Genomic DNA, 14,387 nt, shown 5'->3' with positions numbered 1-14,387 from the left:
CATTCGTCGCACATTCGAGGCGGCGTTTCCTTGAGGGTTGCCGACCTGCCGCTTCACCTCCGCCTGCAAGGCGCATTGCTTGCCAAGCCACGTCAACAAGTCCATTGTTTTCGGCATTCCGACCTGTGCCGCGGACGTCTCGCGGCGGGTGGGTATCGAGGTTCGTCGGCGATGAACTGCCATGAATGCGGTAGCGAGATAGAGAGCGGCTTCGCGTTCTGCCCGAAATGCGGCGCCAAGCAGCAGAGTTCGTGCTCTGCTTGCGGCTATCTCTGCGCGCCGCATTTCGCCTTCTGCCCGCGCTGCGGCACCCGGCTCGGAGCGCCGGCGGATGTCAGACCGGCTCCAAAGCCGCCGGCGGTAGGCGTCGCGCAGGCGCCTGCAGCACCCTCACCGGATATCGGCGCCGACCGGCGTACCGTCACGGTCCTGTTCGCCGATCTCTGCGGTTTCACCGGTCTCAGCGAGCAGATCGATCCGGAAGTTCTGCAGGCGCTGCAGAACGAGCTCTTCGAGGCGCTGACGAGTGCCGTCGAGACGTTCGGCGGCTTCGTCGACAAGTTCATCGGCGATGCGCTGCTTGCCCTCTTCGGCGCTCCGGTGGCGCATGAGGATGATCCGGAGAGGGCCCTTCGGGCCGCATTGGAAATGCTCGAGCGGACCGCGCAGGTGAGCGAGCGCTGGCATGGGCGCATCGGCCTGCCGCTCAGCCTGCATATCGGCGTCAACACCGGCCCGGTCGTCACCGGCGGCTTCGGGGCGCGCGACGCGAAATCCTATTCGGTCACCGGCGACACGGTGAACACGGCGCAGCGGCTGCAGACGATGGCGGGGCCGGACGAAATCCTGGTCGGGCCGGTGACGCACAGGCTTACCCGGCACGCCTTCGCCTATGAGACGCTCGGCGCCGTCGCGCTGCGCGGCAAAACCGGCAGCCTTCAGGTGCATCGCCTGACCGGCGCGCTCGCGGCGCCGCGCCCGGCCAGGGGTCTCGACGCCCTCGGTCTCAGCGCTCCGCTCATCGGACGCAATGCGGAGATCGGCCGGATGCGCGACTGCCTGGCGCTCGCCTGCGCCGGTACCGCGCAAGTCGTCCGCCTGACCGGCGAAGCCGGCATTGGCAAGTCGCGTCTGGTGGGCGACTTCCTGGCCGCCATCGGCGAGGACCCGCGCTTTGCGCAGGTGGTCGTCAGGCGCGCGGCCTGTTCTCCGCTCGGCGAGCCGTCCTACGGGATGCTCGCCGCCGTGCTCGGCAGCGCCTACGGCATACCGGCCGGCGGCACGGCGGAGGAAATGCAGGAGCGGCTGGCTTCCGGTCTCGCCGAAATCGGCTTCACCGCCGATGAACTCGGTGAGGCGATGCCGCTTCTCTTCCATATTCTCGGAATGGGGGACCGGGACGGCGCCCTGCAGCACGTTCCTCCCGACCAGGTCCGGCGCCAGCTCCTCTCGGTCATCCGCACCATGTTCGAGCGGCGGCTCGAACGGACGCCCTTGCTCATCGTGCTTGAGGACCTGCATTGGGCGGATGCCGCTTCGCTAGAGGCGTTGCGCTTCGTGCTCGACCGGCTCGATCGCCGCCCCTTGATGCTGATCACCACGCAGCGGCCCGATTCCGGCCCGGAGCGCTTGGCTCCGGGGCGCACAAGCGTAACCGCATTGCGTCTCGGATCGCTCTCTCCCGCCGACGGACAGCGGCTCCTTGCGGGGTTCTTCGGAGAGAATTGCCTGCCTCAAGGCCTGCGCCGGCAAATTCTTGCGCGCGCCGGCGGCAACCCGCTGTTCATCGAGGAAATCGTCCGCGGCCTCATCGAACTTGGAACCCTCCGGCGCGACGGATCCCGGTGGCAGGTGGCCGCGGGCGAAGCAAGCGTCGACATTCCCGCTGGCATCGAGGCGATGCTGCTGGCGCGCATCGACCGCCTGCCGCCGGAGGTGCGCCGCCTCGTCCATGGCGCCGCCGTCATCGGCCCGCGCTTCGACGCGGAGCTGCTCGCCGCCATCTCCCCGCAATCCGGCGACGTCGCGACGGGACTGGAGTTGCTGTGCGACGCCGAAATCATCGAGGAGAGTGCCGGGGGCGGGACGCCGGCATCGCAAAGCTTTCGCTTCGTGCAGTCCTTGCTGCACGAAGTGGTCTACAACAATCTCCTCGTCAAGCGGCGAACGGAGATTCACGCGGCGATCGCCCATGCCCTGGAGCGCCGCCATGGGGAGAGCCCCGAGCGTTTCGAGGATCTGGCCGTCCTCGGGCATCACTACGGTCAGTCGGTCGACCGGGCCAAGGGGGCTCGCTACCTGATGGCGGCCGGAGACCGCGCAAGCCAGCTTTATGCCAACGAAGACGCGATCCGCTTCTATCGGCAGGCGATGGCCGCGCTGGCCACGCTTGGCGAAGAGGAGCCGGACTGGTTCGCCGCTCGCGAGCGGCTCGCCGATCTGCTGGTCCCCCTCGGCGAGCGCGCCCAGGCGGAGGAGCACTATCGTGCACTGCTCGATGCCCGTCCCGTCGCGGCGGATGCGGTAGCCTCTGCGCGGATCCTCCGCAAGCTCGGCCATCTTCTCTGGGAGGCCGGCAAGCGCGATCGGGCGCAGGCGCGCTTCACGGAAGCGGCCGGCCTGCTCGAGCGCGCCGAGGCACCGATCGAAAGCGCGTCGCTGCTGCAGGAGCGGGGTCATCTGGCTTTTCGCATGGGCGACTATCTCGGCGCGTCAGAATGGGCGGACGAAGCCTTGGAGAGGGTCAAGGCGCTTGGTCCCGCCATGGGTGCCGAATCGAGGCGCGAGGTAGCCCTCGTCACCGCCGAGGCGTTGAATACAAAGGCGGTGGCCCTCGCGCGGCGCGGTCGCACGCGAGAGGCGATCGAGGCGGTGGAGACGAGCGTCAAGGTGGCCGAAGCGGCGGCCCTGATGCACGCGGCCTGCCGCGGCTATACCAACCTCGGCGTGCTCTACACGATCGTCGATCCGAAGCTCGCCATCGACGTCTGCCGGCGCGGCCTCGACATGGCCCGCCGCATCGGCGACCTCGGCTTCCAGGCGCGGCTCCTTGCCAATCTTGCAGTCGCCCATTGCACCTTTACCGACCGCTGCGCGGCCGAAGGGGTGCCGGCGGCGCAAAAGGCGATCGAGATCGACCGGGCGCTCGACCAGCGCGATCATCTGCCGGTCTCGCTGCTGGTGCTGGGGCAGATATTCCAGTGCCACGGCAGGCCAGCAGAGGCTCGCAGGCTCTACGGCGAAGCGCTCGATCTTGCCGGTGAAACGGACGAAGCGCAGGTGCTGTTTCCGTGCTATGATGGCTTGGCGACACTTTGCCTGGATGAAGGCGAGCTCGCCGAGGCCGAACGTCATTTCCGTTTGGCGCAAGAAATCTGCGAAAGTCACGATCTCGATCCGGAAGCCCTGGTGATACTGCCTTTCCTCGACTGAGCAGCCTTCACTCGGCAATGGCCCGGAAAGAGGCAGCGCCGCACGCCTCGAGAGGCCTGCGCTGCACGGCATGCAGGGAGGAGAACAGCCATGGCGGAGTATACCAGTTCCGGGCCGTTGCAGCCGGGCGACCGGGCGCCGAACGTGGTGCTCGACGCGATCACCCAGGAGGGCAAGATCGCCATTGATGATTTTCGGGGGCGCAAACCCGTTCTGGTGGGACTGTTCCGGGGCCTGCAATGCCCGTTCTGCCGCCGGCAGATCGCCACCATGGCGCAGCTCAAGGCCGCCCTCAACGAAAAGGGGGTAGAGACCCTGACGGTCGTCAACACGCCGATCGAGCGGGCCCGGCTCTATTTCCGCTACCATCCCCTGCCGAATTTGCTTGCCGCGTCGGATCCCGAGCGGCTTTCGCACCGAGCCTTCGGCCTGCCGAATCTCGAATTCACCGAGGATGAGGACGATTGGCCGCATAAATTGGGCATGCAGACGGTGATGTCGATGCGTCTCGACATGCCCGGCGAACTGCCGGAACCGATGAATCCTGTCGCCGCGTCAGCCTATCTCCAGAAAGCCGACGGCTATGAGATGACCGAGGACGACAAGCGGATGGAGGCGGCCGCCATGGCGCAGCTCGTCGGTGAGTTCCTGCTCGACCGCGACGGCGTCGTGCGGTGGTCCTTCACCGAAGCTTCGCCGGACGGCCGCAACATGTTCCGTTCTCCTTCGCCGGACGAGGTGATGTCGGCTGCATCGCAGGTCCTCCATTGAGCGTGAGCGGCGGTGCCGGCCCGCCCTTCGGAACCGCTCCGGACAAACAAAAAGGCCGGGGTAAACCCGACCTTCCTCATCACCTTCCGCCTTTGCCAGTCCATCCGTGGTCAATGGCGAGGTGGGTTCTTCCTAGACGCTGTTCGTGACAAGTGCATGACGAGCAACCGAATACGCGATCGATTGCCGCGACAGGGAAGATCGATGCGCCGATACGATCCGTTTGAATGCAAGTTGGAACGTTAGCGCTTTCTAAAGAATTCATCGACAAGATGTCTATATGCGCGGCTTGCTACTGTTCATTGTTGCGTTGGCTGGTTTCTGGGCGATCGACCGGATCGCCTGCGAGGGGCGATACGGCCGCGCGGCCTGGCGCGAAGCAAAGCAGCAGGCCAATTCCGTTCGCTATCAAGTGGAATATTGGGTCGACGATATCGTCAGGCTTTAGCCCCCGCCGATGGCAGAACCGGTTGCAACAGAAAAGGCCGGGCTCGCCCGACCTTCCTCATCACCTCTCGCCTTTGCCAGTCCATCCGTGGTCAACGGCGAGGTGCATCTTTCCTACCCGAGGACCGTGACGATCTCGTGACAGCGGTTGCAACAAGCGCTGATCGGCTGCAATCGGTCGCAAGAGAAGGCGGGCGTGAAAGGATTGTGACCCTTACGATGTCAACAATGCTGTTCGGCTGCAAAAGGTCGACTTTTCTCGATCGAGCCTCGTAAAGAATCGCGAAGCATCCTCGTAGGAGAAAAGCGCAACTTGGGCAAAGCTCGGGCACGAAAAAGGCCCGAGCAGGCCACCGCCTCTCGGGAATCGCTGCCGAAACGTGAGGATTGCGCCCAAGCCCGTCGAGGGAAACCCCACGGTTCGGACAGTCCATATCCCACCTCGACGGAGCCAGACTCCGTCTGCGCCCATCGAATACAAAGCTAATGTGTCCGCGAGAAATAATCCCGAAGGACGCTCCACAAACTGATCGCGCTCCGACTGTAAAGCCCTATGGAAAAAGGCAGCCGAAATGTTTCGAGGGGATCAGATGGCGAGCCAGCTGCTCGGATGGTTGGTCAACTCGGGAAAGCGTTAGAAGCCTTGAAATCCGATCTGTTGGCGCCGATATTTTCTGCACTTCTTTTTCATCCGGTGTGAATGCGAAAGGAGGACATCATGCTTAACCCGGAACTGGTTTGGATGACGCCCGTCATCGTTCGCAAAAAGGACGGGACCCCGCAGGTCTTCGCCTGCGTCAACGATGCGCTTGATTTTCTCGAAGAGGACCTGGCCCTCCATCGAGGTGGAAAATACAGTCGAGCCGTTCAAACGTGCCGCCGTGCTCTGAACCGAATGACCCCAGTGGCCATCGCGCGCGAAGCGTTCATTGACGCCTGCCGAGATGCGGGCATGGCAGCGAGCGCGGATGCAATGTTCGGCGCGAAACCCGGTGCTGGCGGTCAACACTCGCTTGCCTAAAGGCTGGAGTCGGGGCACGCTTCCAGGCCCCGACCTATCGAGCAGCAACCCATGCGACCCGTCACCACGTTCTGAATGGCCCTGTCGTAAGGATTGCCCTAACCCCGCGACTACCGTCTCGCCTCGCTCCCGGGAATGTCCGGAAGTGCACGTCCGTCCAAACAAGTAATCAAGTCCGTCTTGAAGATTAATTTGCCCAAGATTACATCGTCTTACGCAGCGTGCGCAGCACGCGGAACAGCGTCAACAAGCTTCATTCGTGGCTCGGGCTCTGGTTGATCGTCTCGCCCTGCTGCAATTCGCGACACGCGCCGCTTCTGAAAGGTACGGCGCTTCGGCCACAGCCGGTTACTGCTCCCCTCAAACTAGCGGCTCCTGTCGTCCACGACGATGTAGTTAAGTTTCTGTCTTTCCGCATAGGCAATGGCGGCCTCGCGGGATGGGAAGTTCGACCTGAGACAGCGTGTCACTCCTCCGGTATAGCCGATGAGATAGTCGATGACCGGCGGGTCTTTCCGTTCGAACACCAGCAGCCAAGGTCGCCTTGAGAGGCGCGCTGACGTCATCACGGAACGTGACGGACGAAAGATGCGTGCTACCGGGTCACTGTTTGGTTTTAGCCGGTCCTCAGCCGCCGGATGCTGGCTGTCGCCGATCTGCTCCGCGAATTTCCGATCATCGCTACGAGAGCTTTTCCTGTCGAGGAACGGCGTCCCGTCATGAGATAGGTTGTCGTCACCAGAATAGCCGGCCGGGCAATCGACCCGGCCGGCGGCGACGGTACTATTTGGCTTTATCGATGCTGATCCGCTTGACGTTGGCTCGCGCCTTCACGGTCTTAGGCAGTGTCACCGAGAGCAGGCCGTTCCTGAACGTTGCGGCGACCTTATTCTCATCGACCTGGCCACCAAGAGCCAGCCGCCGTTCGAAGCGCCCGTAGTAGCGCTCTGTGAACCGGCGGCCATTGTCCTCCGTTTCCGATTTCTTCTCGCCGCGAAGCGTTAGCACACCATCGTCCAGCAGCACCTCGACATCGTCTGGATCAATCCCCGGCACCTCCGCTGTCACGCGGATCTCGTTGTCGTTCTCCTCGATCTCCACTGTCGGCCACGAGCCATTGAAGGACGTCGCAGCACCGAACAACGAGGGCTGGCCAAAACCGCGGAAGACGTCGTCAAACAGCCGGTTTACATTGCGGTGCAGCGAAAGGAACGGATCTAGGTCATCGCCGCGAAAGGCGCTTGGAACCTGGCTGCTGCTACGATTCCAGGGGATCAGGTCACGTACATTCATGGCTTCATCCTTTCTTCGGTTTCGTTCACTCCTTTTTTGCGCTCTCTCCCGGCCCTCGCCTTCGAAAACAGCCGAGGCTTGAGCGGCGCGCCGGTTTAGGCTGCCTTGTCGCCTTCGATCTGCTTCGAAGCGGGCTTGGTCACTTCGGTTTGGATGGTGATCCGATGTGGCTTCATCTCCTCAGGGATCTCCCTCCTGAGATTAATGACAAGCAACCCGTTTTCGAGCTTTGCGCCCTCGACAAAGACATGATCGGCGAGTTCGAATTTACGCGCGAACGGCCGTACGGCGAGCCCCTGATGGAGGTACTGTGCCTCCTCATCCTTGGACTTGGCGCCGTTGACCATGAGCATGTTCGCCTCATGGGTGATCGTTAGGTCGTCTTCGGCAAATCCCGCTACCGCGATTTCGATTCGGTAGGAATCTTCGCCAAGTTTCACGATGTTGTAGGGCGGCCAGTTTTCAGCGTTCAGACTGGCGTTTTCCAGCAGATCGAACATGCGATCGAAGCCGATGCTCGACCTGTAGAAGGGGGTAAAGTCGAGGCTTGTTCTCATAGCTACATCCTCCGTAGAGCAACATAGATACGAGGAAGCGCCAAGAAGCTCGGCGCTCCCTGACCTGGCCGACCCCAATGGGGCGTCGGCAGAAATGAGTTGGGGATCCCACCGCGTTACGTCAAGGGGGTGGCGGGAAATGAAGCTATAAATTCATGGGATTAGCACTCACATGGATCGAGTGCTAAAAAATTGCGCCGCCCTCTTGAAACTCGAAAAATCAGAAACCAGATCGATTGGCGCGATGCCAAAACATCGTGCGTCCCGCGTCGGATTCGAGCCGGATGCGGCGCGGAGGAGCTTCTAAGAAATCTGTTTGTCCACGAGGTGAGCGACATGACGTTCCGTCCCCTGCATGATCGCATCCTGGTCCGCCGCATTGTAGCCGAGGAAAAGACGGCCGGCGGCATCATCATCCCCGATACGGCGAAGGAAAAGCCGCAGGAAGGCGAGGTCATCGCCGTCGGCCCGGGCGCACGCGATGACAGCGGCAAGCTCGTCGAGCTCGACGTCAAAGCCGGCGATCGCATCCTGTTCGGTAAATGGTCCGGTACAGAAATCAAGCTCAATGGTGAGGAGCTTCTGATCATGAAGGAATCCGACGTCATGGGCGTGATCGAGAACGAAGCCTCGGCGAAGAAGGCCGCCTGAGAGCCGGGCCAATTGGAGGAGTAGAAAAAATGGCTGCCAAGGAAGTGAGATTCCATACGGAAGCCCGCGAGAAGATGCTTCGCGGCGTCGACATTCTCGCCAATGCGGTGAAGGTGACGTTGGGCCCGAAGGGTCGCAATGTGGTGCTCGACAAATCGTTCGGCGCTCCACGGATCACCAAGGACGGCGTCACCGTCGCCAAGGAGATCGAGCTTGAGGACAAGTTCGAGAACATGGGCGCCCAGATGGTGCGCGAAGTGGCATCAAAGACCAGTGACATCGCCGGCGACGGCACCACCACGGCAACGGTTCTCGCCCAGGCGATCGTCAAGGAGGGAGCGAAAGCCGTGGCCTCGGGAATGAACCCGATGGACCTCAAGCGTGGCGTCGACAAGGCGGTGGAGGCTGTGGTCGAGGAGCTGCGCAGCAATGCCCGCAAAGTCACCAGAAACGATGAGATCGCCCAGGTCGGCACCATCTCGGCCAATGGCGACACGGAGATTGGCCGCTTCCTCGCAGAAGCGATGGAAAAGGTCGGCAACGAAGGAGCGATCACGGTCGAAGAAGCCAAGACCGCGGTCACGGAGCTCGAAGTCGTGGAGGGCATGCAGTTCGACCGCGGTTACCTCTCGCCCTATTTCGTGACCAATCCCGAAAAGATGCGCGTCGAGCTGGAGGAGCCCTATGTGCTCATCCACGAGAAGAAGCTGTCCAATCTGCAGGCGCTGCTTCCGGTTCTCGAATCTGTCGTTCAATCCGGCAAACCGCTGCTGATTATCGCCGAGGACGTCGAGGGTGAAGCGCTCGCCACGCTCGTCGTCAACAAGCTGCGTGGCGGCCTGAAGGTCGCTGCAGTGAAAGCGCCTGGTTTTGGCGACCGCCGCAAGGCCATGCTCGAGGACATCGCCATTCTGACCGGCGGTACTGCGATCTCCGAGGATCTCGGCATCAAGCTCGAGAACGTCACGCTCGAAATGCTCGGCCGCGCCAAGAAGGTGGTTGTCGAGAAGGAAAGCACGACCATCGTCGACGGCGCTGGTTCGAAGACGGAGATCCAGGGTCGCGTCGCCCAGATCAAGGCGCAGATCGAGGAGACCACCTCGGACTATGATCGCGAGAAGCTGCAGGAGCGTCTCGCCAAGCTCGCCGGCGGTGTTGCCGTGATCCGCGTGGGGGGCTCGACCGAGGTCGAAGTCAAGGAACGCAAGGACCGCGTCGATGACGCAATGCATGCAACGCGGGCGGCTGTCGAGGAGGGCGTGCTGCCCGGCGGTGGCGTCGCTTTGCTGCGAGCCGTCAAGGCCCTGGACGGCGTTCAGACCGAGAACGCCGATCAGAGGCATGGCATCGAGATCGTGCGCCGTGCGATCGAAGCGCCGGTGCGCCAGATCGCCGAGAACGCGGGTGCCGAAGGCTCGATCATCGTCGGCAAGCTGCGCGAGAAATCCGAATTTGGCTATGGCTGGAACGCCCAGACCAACGAGTTCGGTGACCTTTACGAGCAAGGTGTGATCGATCCGGTCAAAGTCGTTCGAACCGCGCTGCAGGACGCCGCTTCTGTCGCCGGGCTGCTGATTACCACCGAGGCAATGGTCGCCGAGAAGCCGAAGAAGGAGGCGCCGGTTCCGCCGATGCCGCCTGGAGGTATGGACTTCTGACGGAAACGATGGGTTCGCGCCTCAGGGGCGCGGACCCATCGAACCATGGCTTGCCCCTCGATGGGTGAAGCGTTCGAACATCGGTTTGCAGCAGGGCGGCAGGAGCCCGAGATCGGCTCCAAGGAGGCCGGACCCGAGGCCCGTGTCAGCGCTCTTGGGCGTGGCGGCATCAATGTCGAGGGTTATGAGGATTTCATCCAGACCGACGCCTCGATTAATCCCGACAATTCGGGAGGGGCACTGGTGACTGCCGATGGTCGGCTGGTCGGCGTCAGCACCGCCATCATCGCGCCGGCCGGCGGCAACGTCGGCATCGGCTTTGCGGTTCCGATCGCGATGGCCTCCGCCGTGATGCAGCAACTGATCGAGCATGGCGAAGTGCGGCGCGGCCGGATCGGCGTTTCCATTCAGGACCTCACGCCGGACCTAGCCGAGGCGCTCAGCATAGAGGAGACTTCCGGCGCCGTTGTCGGAAGCATTGAGCAGAATTCGCCGGCAGCGAGTGCCGGTCTGGCGATGTCATCATCGCCGTCAACAATCGCAAAATCACCGGCTCGACAGATCTCCGCAATGGGATCGGTTTGGCTCAGGTCGGATCACAGGTCGAGATCGAATATCTGCGCGATCGGGCTCGCAAAAAGGTGACAATGCGCATTGAGCCGGCCGAGGCAAATGCTGAGGCCGATGCAACGCCCGCTCCCCTGCAGGGCGCGCAGTTCGAGGATGCGGCTGGTAATGTGGTTGTCTCCAGCATTGAAGGAGGAAGCGCAGCGGCGCGATCGGGTTTGCGCGCCGGCGACGTGATCATTGCCGTTAATCGAAAGCCCGTCGCCACCGTGGCGGAGCTCGCCGCGGCGTTGAAGGACGCCGGCGGCGCGATTGCGCTCGATCTGTTTCGCGGTGGCTCAAAACTGTTCCTGGTGATCGGTTAAGCGGCCGCCGCGCGCGTGAATGTCGAACGTTGAAGGGGAACGAGATGAGGAGCGCTGAGCCGCGACGGCATGACAGCACATGCTCAACGTGGTGCAAACGGTCTGCGATCGCATTGCGTTGTTCAGCAACGGCCGGATTGGATTCCTCGGCACCATCGAAGAGCTTGCCGACAAGATCGGGGGAGGCGCTTTCCTCATCGATGTCGAGGCCGATGGTGTCGACCTTACCGAACTGGGCACGTCGGCCGAGGGCGTGACGTCGATCGCACCCGGTCGCCACGGCCATTGGCTGGTCGAAAGCGACCGCGATGTTCGCCCGGAGCTCGCCCGCCTCGTCGTCGATGCTGGTGGTTCCCTGAAGAATTTGGACCTGCGTCGGGCGCGGCTTGACCAGGCCTACAATCGGTATGTCCGGGAGGTTGTCCATGACGCGTGAAGGCTCACCCTTCAAGGTAGCGGCAACGATTGCCTTCAAGGAAGCGGCCGATCATATGACCAGCCGCGCGGATGCATCTGATCATGCTGCTCGTGCTGCTGACCGCGATCGGCGCCGTCTATGGTGCGATTGGGCGCATCACCGCAACCACAGCCGAGGATCCTTTCCTGTTCCTGAAGCTGTTGACGGAGGCGTGCGAGCCGCTTCCATCCTTCGCCGCCTTGCTTGGCTTTCTGTTGCCGCTGGTGGCGATCGCGCTGGGTTTCGACGCAGTCAACGGCGAATACGCCTGGCGGACAATAAGCCGGCTCCTGGCGCAGCCGATCTACCGCGATGCGGTTTTGTTCGGAAAGTTCCTCGGTGGCTTGCTTGTTATCGCAATCGCGCTGCTGAGGCTCTGGCTGCTCATGACAGGCCTCGGCATCCTGTTCCTCGGTCTGCCCCGTCGGCCGCCGACATCGTGCGGGGTGCCGCCTATCTCGCCGCGACGCTTGCCTACGCCGGTGTCTGGCTGGCGCTGGCGATCGCCTTCTCGACCTTGATCCGCTCGCCGGCGACCTCGGCGTTGGCCGCCCTGTCGGTCTGGCTGGTGCTTGCGGTGTTCTGGGACATGATCGCGCCGCTGTTTGCAGGCGCGCTGGCTCCCATCGATCCGCTCGAGCCGATGACGGTGGTGACACAGCTCGAAACGCAGTAGGCCATCAGCAGGTCCTCGCCTCAGACGCTTTACGGGGAAATCACCGGAATGCTGTTGAACCCCGCGGCGCGCTCGGTCGGTCCCTTGTTCTTCGATCAAGTCCAAGGCGCGATTGCCAGCGCACCGCTACCGACCGTGCAAAGCCTGCTGGTCGTATGGCCGCAGCTCTCGGGACTAGTCGCTGCGATGGTCCTGCTCTTCACTTTGGCCTACGTCGTCTTCCAGCGTCAGGAGGTCAGGGCATGATGGCTGCTCGGCGCGAAGCCGCCCGCACCTTGGCGCCATTAGCCACCAGAAACGACAAAGGGCTCAGCGGGACCGCTAAGCCCTTGAAAAGGATGGTGGGCGTGACAAGGATCGAACTTGTGACCCCTACGATGTCAACGTAGTGCTCTCCCGCTGAGCTACACGCCCATCCGATGCGGCGCATAGACCATAAAACCGGCGTGCGCGTCAATAGGCTTTTCGAAGGTTTTTTGACAGAAAGTTCGAAGGTGCCGGTGGGGCGGGACTTCGATGGGCGCGCGTTCGGCCTTTAGCCCGCTGCGGGCGCATCGGGCAGCTAAATGATTGAAATAACAGAGGTTGCTGCCGGAGGAACGGGCAGCGTGACGCGCGGCTTGCGAATTCTGGCGGGGCAAAGCGCAAGCGGAAGCCGATCAAGCAGATCGGCTTGGCCAGCCGTTTTGACAGATAGGGAAACCGCTTGGGGGGTCTCAGGCAGCCAGCATCTTGTTGACCTCGTCGACGAGGTCGCGAAGGTGGAAGGGCTTCGAAAGGACCTTGGCGTCCTTCGGGGCCTTCGAGTCGGGATTGAGCGCGACGGCGGCAAAGCCGGTGATGAACATGACCTTCAGGTCCGGGTCGAGCTCGGTCGCCCGGCGGGCGAGCTCGATGCCGTCCATCTCGGGCATAACGATATCGGTCAGCAGCAGCGAAAAGGGCTCTTCGCGCAGCCGGTCATAGGCGCTGGCGCCGTTGTCGTAGGACAGGACCTTGTAGCCGGCCTTTTCCAACGCCTTCACGAGGAAGCGGCGCATGTCGTTGTCGTCTTCGGCAAGGAGGATTTTCGCAGTCATGAATTCGGCCGTGGCTACTTCTTTTCGATGCTTGTGGGATGCGGCAGCCTAGCAAACCGCAACAGCGTAAATATCCGGTGAACGGCAGGGGTCAACCCCCGGAACCGACGGGAGGCCACTATGGACACAGAGGCGGCCAACTGGCAACATGATCAAAACAGCAAGATCCGCATATGGTAAAAGGGTTCAGATGGGGGAAGTGGCCGAGTGGGACGTGTTCGAGGTCTTGGAACCCGCGAGCCAGCGGATCCCCCTCGTGTTCAACTCACCGCATAGCGGGCGCTACTATCCCCAATCCTTTCTCGATCAGTCGCGGCTCGATGCGCATTCGATTCGGCGGTCCGAGGATCACTTCGTCGACGAACTCTTCCAAAGCGCCACGCTCCTTGGAGCGCCGCTGCTGAGGGCCCATTTCCCGCGTGCCTTTCTCGACGTCAACCGCGAACCTTACGAGCTCGATCCGCGCATGTTCGAGGGGGCGCTGCCGCCCCACGCCAATATCAGCTCGATGCGGGTCGCAGGCGGGCTCGGCACGGTGCCGCGGCTGGTCGCCGAGAATATGGAAATCTATCGCAGCCGCGTGCCCGTCGAGGAGGCGCTGGCGCGGATCGAATCGATCTACAAGCCCTACCATGCGACGCTCCGGAAGCTGATCGCCCGCACCCATGTCCAGTTCGGCATGGCGGTGCTCATCGACTGCCACTCGATGCCCGGCAACGTTCACCTGGCAGGAAGCGGCCAGCGACCGGATTTCATCATCGGCGACCGCTATGGAACGAGCGCCGCGGCGGAACTGTCGCGCTTTGCGGTCGAACTCCTGGAGCAGCTCGGCTATGCGGTGACGCGCAACAAGCCCTATGCCGGCGGCTTCATCACCGAACATTATGGCCGGCCGACGCGGGGGCTACACGCGCTTCAGATCGAGATCAACCGCAGCCTCTATATCGACGAGGCGACGCTGGTCAAAAAGCCGGGATTTGCCGCCCTGGAAACCGATCTTGCGACGTTCGTCGCAGGTCTGGCGCGCCATGTCGAGGATTACGGCGCCTATCTGCCGCTTGCCGCGGAATAGCCTGCTCTTGCCCTTAAAAAGAACCGCGCCAATGGCGCGGTCAAGTCTAGGGAGGAAACACCCAAGGAGGGTATTTGCAGCCACTCGTGACTGCCAGGAAACTTTAATATTGCACTGCACAATTGTCAAGTTTCTACAGCGCCGCGCGTCTTATCAGACGCGCAAAGGTTGCTGTAGCACTTTGAATTTGCCGCATGTCTTTCTCCTTGAATCGGGTCGATTAAGGAGACAGGCAGTAGGCGAGCGTGTCTTGGCACCGCAGCTGCGAGCGCCCGGCGCAAGCGTTGCCTTTCGGCAGATTTCCTCTATTCAGAATGAACTTCCTTCTCGCCTCAAGAGAG

Annotated in this window: 15 protein-coding genes, 1 tRNA gene and 1 pseudogene; 12 read left to right on the top strand and 5 right to left on the bottom strand. The window is 62.3% G+C overall.

Annotated features, from left to right (window positions below):
• Positions 1-171 precede the first annotated feature (171 nt).
• The 4 genes from CO656_RS18720 to CO656_RS18705 all read left to right on the top strand — a co-directional run bounded on the left by CO656_RS18720 (position 172) and on the right by CO656_RS18705 (position 5,671).
• Positions 172-3,432, top strand: coding sequence for an adenylate/guanylate cyclase domain-containing protein (locus CO656_RS18720; RefSeq protein WP_097526692.1), 3,261 nt, complete (start codon positions 172-174; stop codon positions 3,430-3,432).
• Positions 3,433-3,522: 90 nt separating this feature from the next.
• Entirely contained in the window at positions 3,523-4,203 is a 681-nt protein-coding gene (locus tag CO656_RS18715) for a peroxiredoxin-like family protein (RefSeq protein ID WP_097526691.1), read from the top strand.
• A gap of 280 nt (positions 4,204-4,483) precedes the next feature.
• On the top strand, positions 4,484-4,651 hold the full coding sequence (locus tag CO656_RS18710) for a hypothetical protein (protein WP_083854105.1): 168 nt from the start codon (positions 4,484-4,486) through the stop codon (positions 4,649-4,651).
• Positions 4,652-5,368: 717 nt separating this feature from the next.
• Positions 5,369-5,671, top strand: a complete 303-nt coding sequence (locus tag CO656_RS18705) for a DUF982 domain-containing protein (RefSeq protein ID WP_245428531.1) — start codon at positions 5,369-5,371, stop codon at positions 5,669-5,671.
• A 365-nt stretch (positions 5,672-6,036) separates the two neighbouring features.
• On the opposite strand, the gene CO656_RS30845 is transcribed toward CO656_RS18705, so the two are convergent.
• From CO656_RS30845 to CO656_RS18690, 3 genes are all read right to left on the bottom strand, one after another.
• On the bottom strand, positions 6,037-6,261 hold the full coding sequence (locus tag CO656_RS30845) for an NADH dehydrogenase ubiquinone Fe-S protein 4 (RefSeq protein ID WP_272938912.1): 225 nt from the start codon (positions 6,259-6,261) through the stop codon (positions 6,037-6,039).
• 193 nt (positions 6,262-6,454) lie between these two features.
• Complete coding sequence (locus CO656_RS18695) at positions 6,455-6,964, bottom strand: Hsp20/alpha crystallin family protein (RefSeq protein ID WP_097526688.1); 510 nt, start codon at positions 6,962-6,964, stop codon at positions 6,455-6,457.
• A 95-nt stretch (positions 6,965-7,059) separates the two neighbouring features.
• Positions 7,060-7,521, bottom strand: a complete 462-nt coding sequence (locus tag CO656_RS18690) for an Hsp20 family protein (protein WP_037420281.1) — start codon at positions 7,519-7,521, stop codon at positions 7,060-7,062.
• Positions 7,522-7,857: 336 nt separating this feature from the next.
• Between CO656_RS18690 and CO656_RS18685 the strand changes: the two genes are divergently transcribed.
• The 7 genes and pseudogenes from CO656_RS18685 (at position 7,858) to CO656_RS30835 (ending at position 12,141) form a co-directional block, all read left to right on the top strand.
• Complete coding sequence (locus CO656_RS18685; protein ID WP_037420378.1) at positions 7,858-8,172, top strand: co-chaperone GroES; 315 nt, start codon at positions 7,858-7,860, stop codon at positions 8,170-8,172.
• Between the two features lie 29 nt (positions 8,173-8,201).
• Positions 8,202-9,830 (top strand): chaperonin GroEL, encoded by a 1,629-nt coding sequence (gene groL / locus CO656_RS18680; RefSeq protein WP_097526687.1) that lies wholly within the window; start codon positions 8,202-8,204, stop codon positions 9,828-9,830.
• A 144-nt stretch (positions 9,831-9,974) separates the two neighbouring features.
• Positions 9,975-10,762 (top strand): annotated as a pseudogene (locus CO656_RS18675) (PDZ domain-containing protein); the annotation flags it as partial.
• 79 nt (positions 10,763-10,841) lie between these two features.
• On the top strand, positions 10,842-11,198 hold the full coding sequence (locus tag CO656_RS18670; protein WP_179864787.1) for a hypothetical protein: 357 nt from the start codon (positions 10,842-10,844) through the stop codon (positions 11,196-11,198).
• Positions 11,199-11,281: 83 nt separating this feature from the next.
• Entirely contained in the window at positions 11,282-11,740 is a 459-nt protein-coding gene (locus CO656_RS30840) for an ABC transporter permease (RefSeq protein ID WP_272938910.1), read from the top strand.
• Entirely contained in the window at positions 11,659-11,895 is a 237-nt protein-coding gene (locus tag CO656_RS31255; RefSeq protein WP_272938909.1) for an ABC transporter permease subunit, read from the top strand. Before CO656_RS30840 ends, CO656_RS31255 begins: the two co-directional genes overlap by 82 nt.
• Positions 11,896-11,943: 48 nt before the next feature.
• Positions 11,944-12,141: a hypothetical protein gene (locus CO656_RS30835; RefSeq protein ID WP_234819794.1), complete on the top strand. Its 198-nt coding sequence runs from the start codon at positions 11,944-11,946 to the stop codon at positions 12,139-12,141.
• Positions 12,142-12,234: 93 nt separating this feature from the next.
• Here the strand turns inward: CO656_RS30835 and CO656_RS18660 are convergent.
• Together CO656_RS18660 and cpdR1 are read right to left on the bottom strand one after the other, a co-directional pair.
• Positions 12,235-12,309, bottom strand: a tRNA-Val gene (locus tag CO656_RS18660).
• Between the two features lie 302 nt (positions 12,310-12,611).
• Positions 12,612-12,974, bottom strand: a complete 363-nt coding sequence (cpdR1, locus tag CO656_RS18655) for a response regulator CpdR1 (protein WP_037389271.1) — start codon at positions 12,972-12,974, stop codon at positions 12,612-12,614.
• Between the two features lie 190 nt (positions 12,975-13,164).
• Between cpdR1 and CO656_RS18650 the strand changes: the two genes are divergently transcribed.
• Positions 13,165-14,046, top strand: coding sequence for an N-formylglutamate amidohydrolase (locus CO656_RS18650; protein WP_037420278.1), 882 nt, complete (start codon positions 13,165-13,167; stop codon positions 14,044-14,046).
• The last annotated feature ends 341 nt before the right edge of the window (positions 14,047-14,387 follow it).

This window comes from Sinorhizobium sp. FG01 (assembly GCF_002531875.1).
Classification (GTDB): Bacteria; Pseudomonadota; Alphaproteobacteria; order Rhizobiales; family Rhizobiaceae; genus Sinorhizobium; species Sinorhizobium fredii_C.
This window is presented reverse-complemented; position numbering and strand designations above follow the sequence as displayed.

Bases quoted from the DNA above. Each gene is read 5' to 3' on its own strand.
- CO656_RS18710 (WP_083854105.1), top strand. From the start codon at position 4,484: ATGCGCGGCTTGCTACTGTTCATTGTTGCGTTGGCTGGTTTCTGGGCG.
- CO656_RS18650 (WP_037420278.1), top strand. From the start codon at position 13,165: ATGGGGGAAGTGGCCGAGTGGGACGTGTTCGAGGTCTTGGAACCCGCG.
- CO656_RS18715 (WP_097526691.1), top strand. From the start codon at position 3,523: ATGGCGGAGTATACCAGTTCCGGGCCGTTGCAGCCGGGCGACCGGGCG.
- CO656_RS18720 (WP_097526692.1), top strand. From the start codon at position 172: ATGAACTGCCATGAATGCGGTAGCGAGATAGAGAGCGGCTTCGCGTTC.
- CO656_RS30835 (WP_234819794.1), top strand. From the start codon at position 11,944: ATGCTGTTGAACCCCGCGGCGCGCTCGGTCGGTCCCTTGTTCTTCGAT.
- CO656_RS18705 (WP_245428531.1), top strand. From the start codon at position 5,369: ATGCTTAACCCGGAACTGGTTTGGATGACGCCCGTCATCGTTCGCAAA.
- CO656_RS30840 (WP_272938910.1), top strand. From the start codon at position 11,282: ATGCTGCTCGTGCTGCTGACCGCGATCGGCGCCGTCTATGGTGCGATT.
- CO656_RS18670 (WP_179864787.1), top strand. From the start codon at position 10,842: ATGCTCAACGTGGTGCAAACGGTCTGCGATCGCATTGCGTTGTTCAGC.
- CO656_RS18695 (WP_097526688.1), bottom strand. From the start codon at position 6,964: ATGAATGTACGTGACCTGATCCCCTGGAATCGTAGCAGCAGCCAGGTT.
- CO656_RS18690 (WP_037420281.1), bottom strand. From the start codon at position 7,521: ATGAGAACAAGCCTCGACTTTACCCCCTTCTACAGGTCGAGCATCGGC.
- groL (WP_097526687.1), top strand. From the start codon at position 8,202: ATGGCTGCCAAGGAAGTGAGATTCCATACGGAAGCCCGCGAGAAGATG.
- CO656_RS18685 (WP_037420378.1), top strand. From the start codon at position 7,858: ATGACGTTCCGTCCCCTGCATGATCGCATCCTGGTCCGCCGCATTGTA.
- cpdR1 (WP_037389271.1), bottom strand. From the start codon at position 12,974: ATGACTGCGAAAATCCTCCTTGCCGAAGACGACAACGACATGCGCCGC.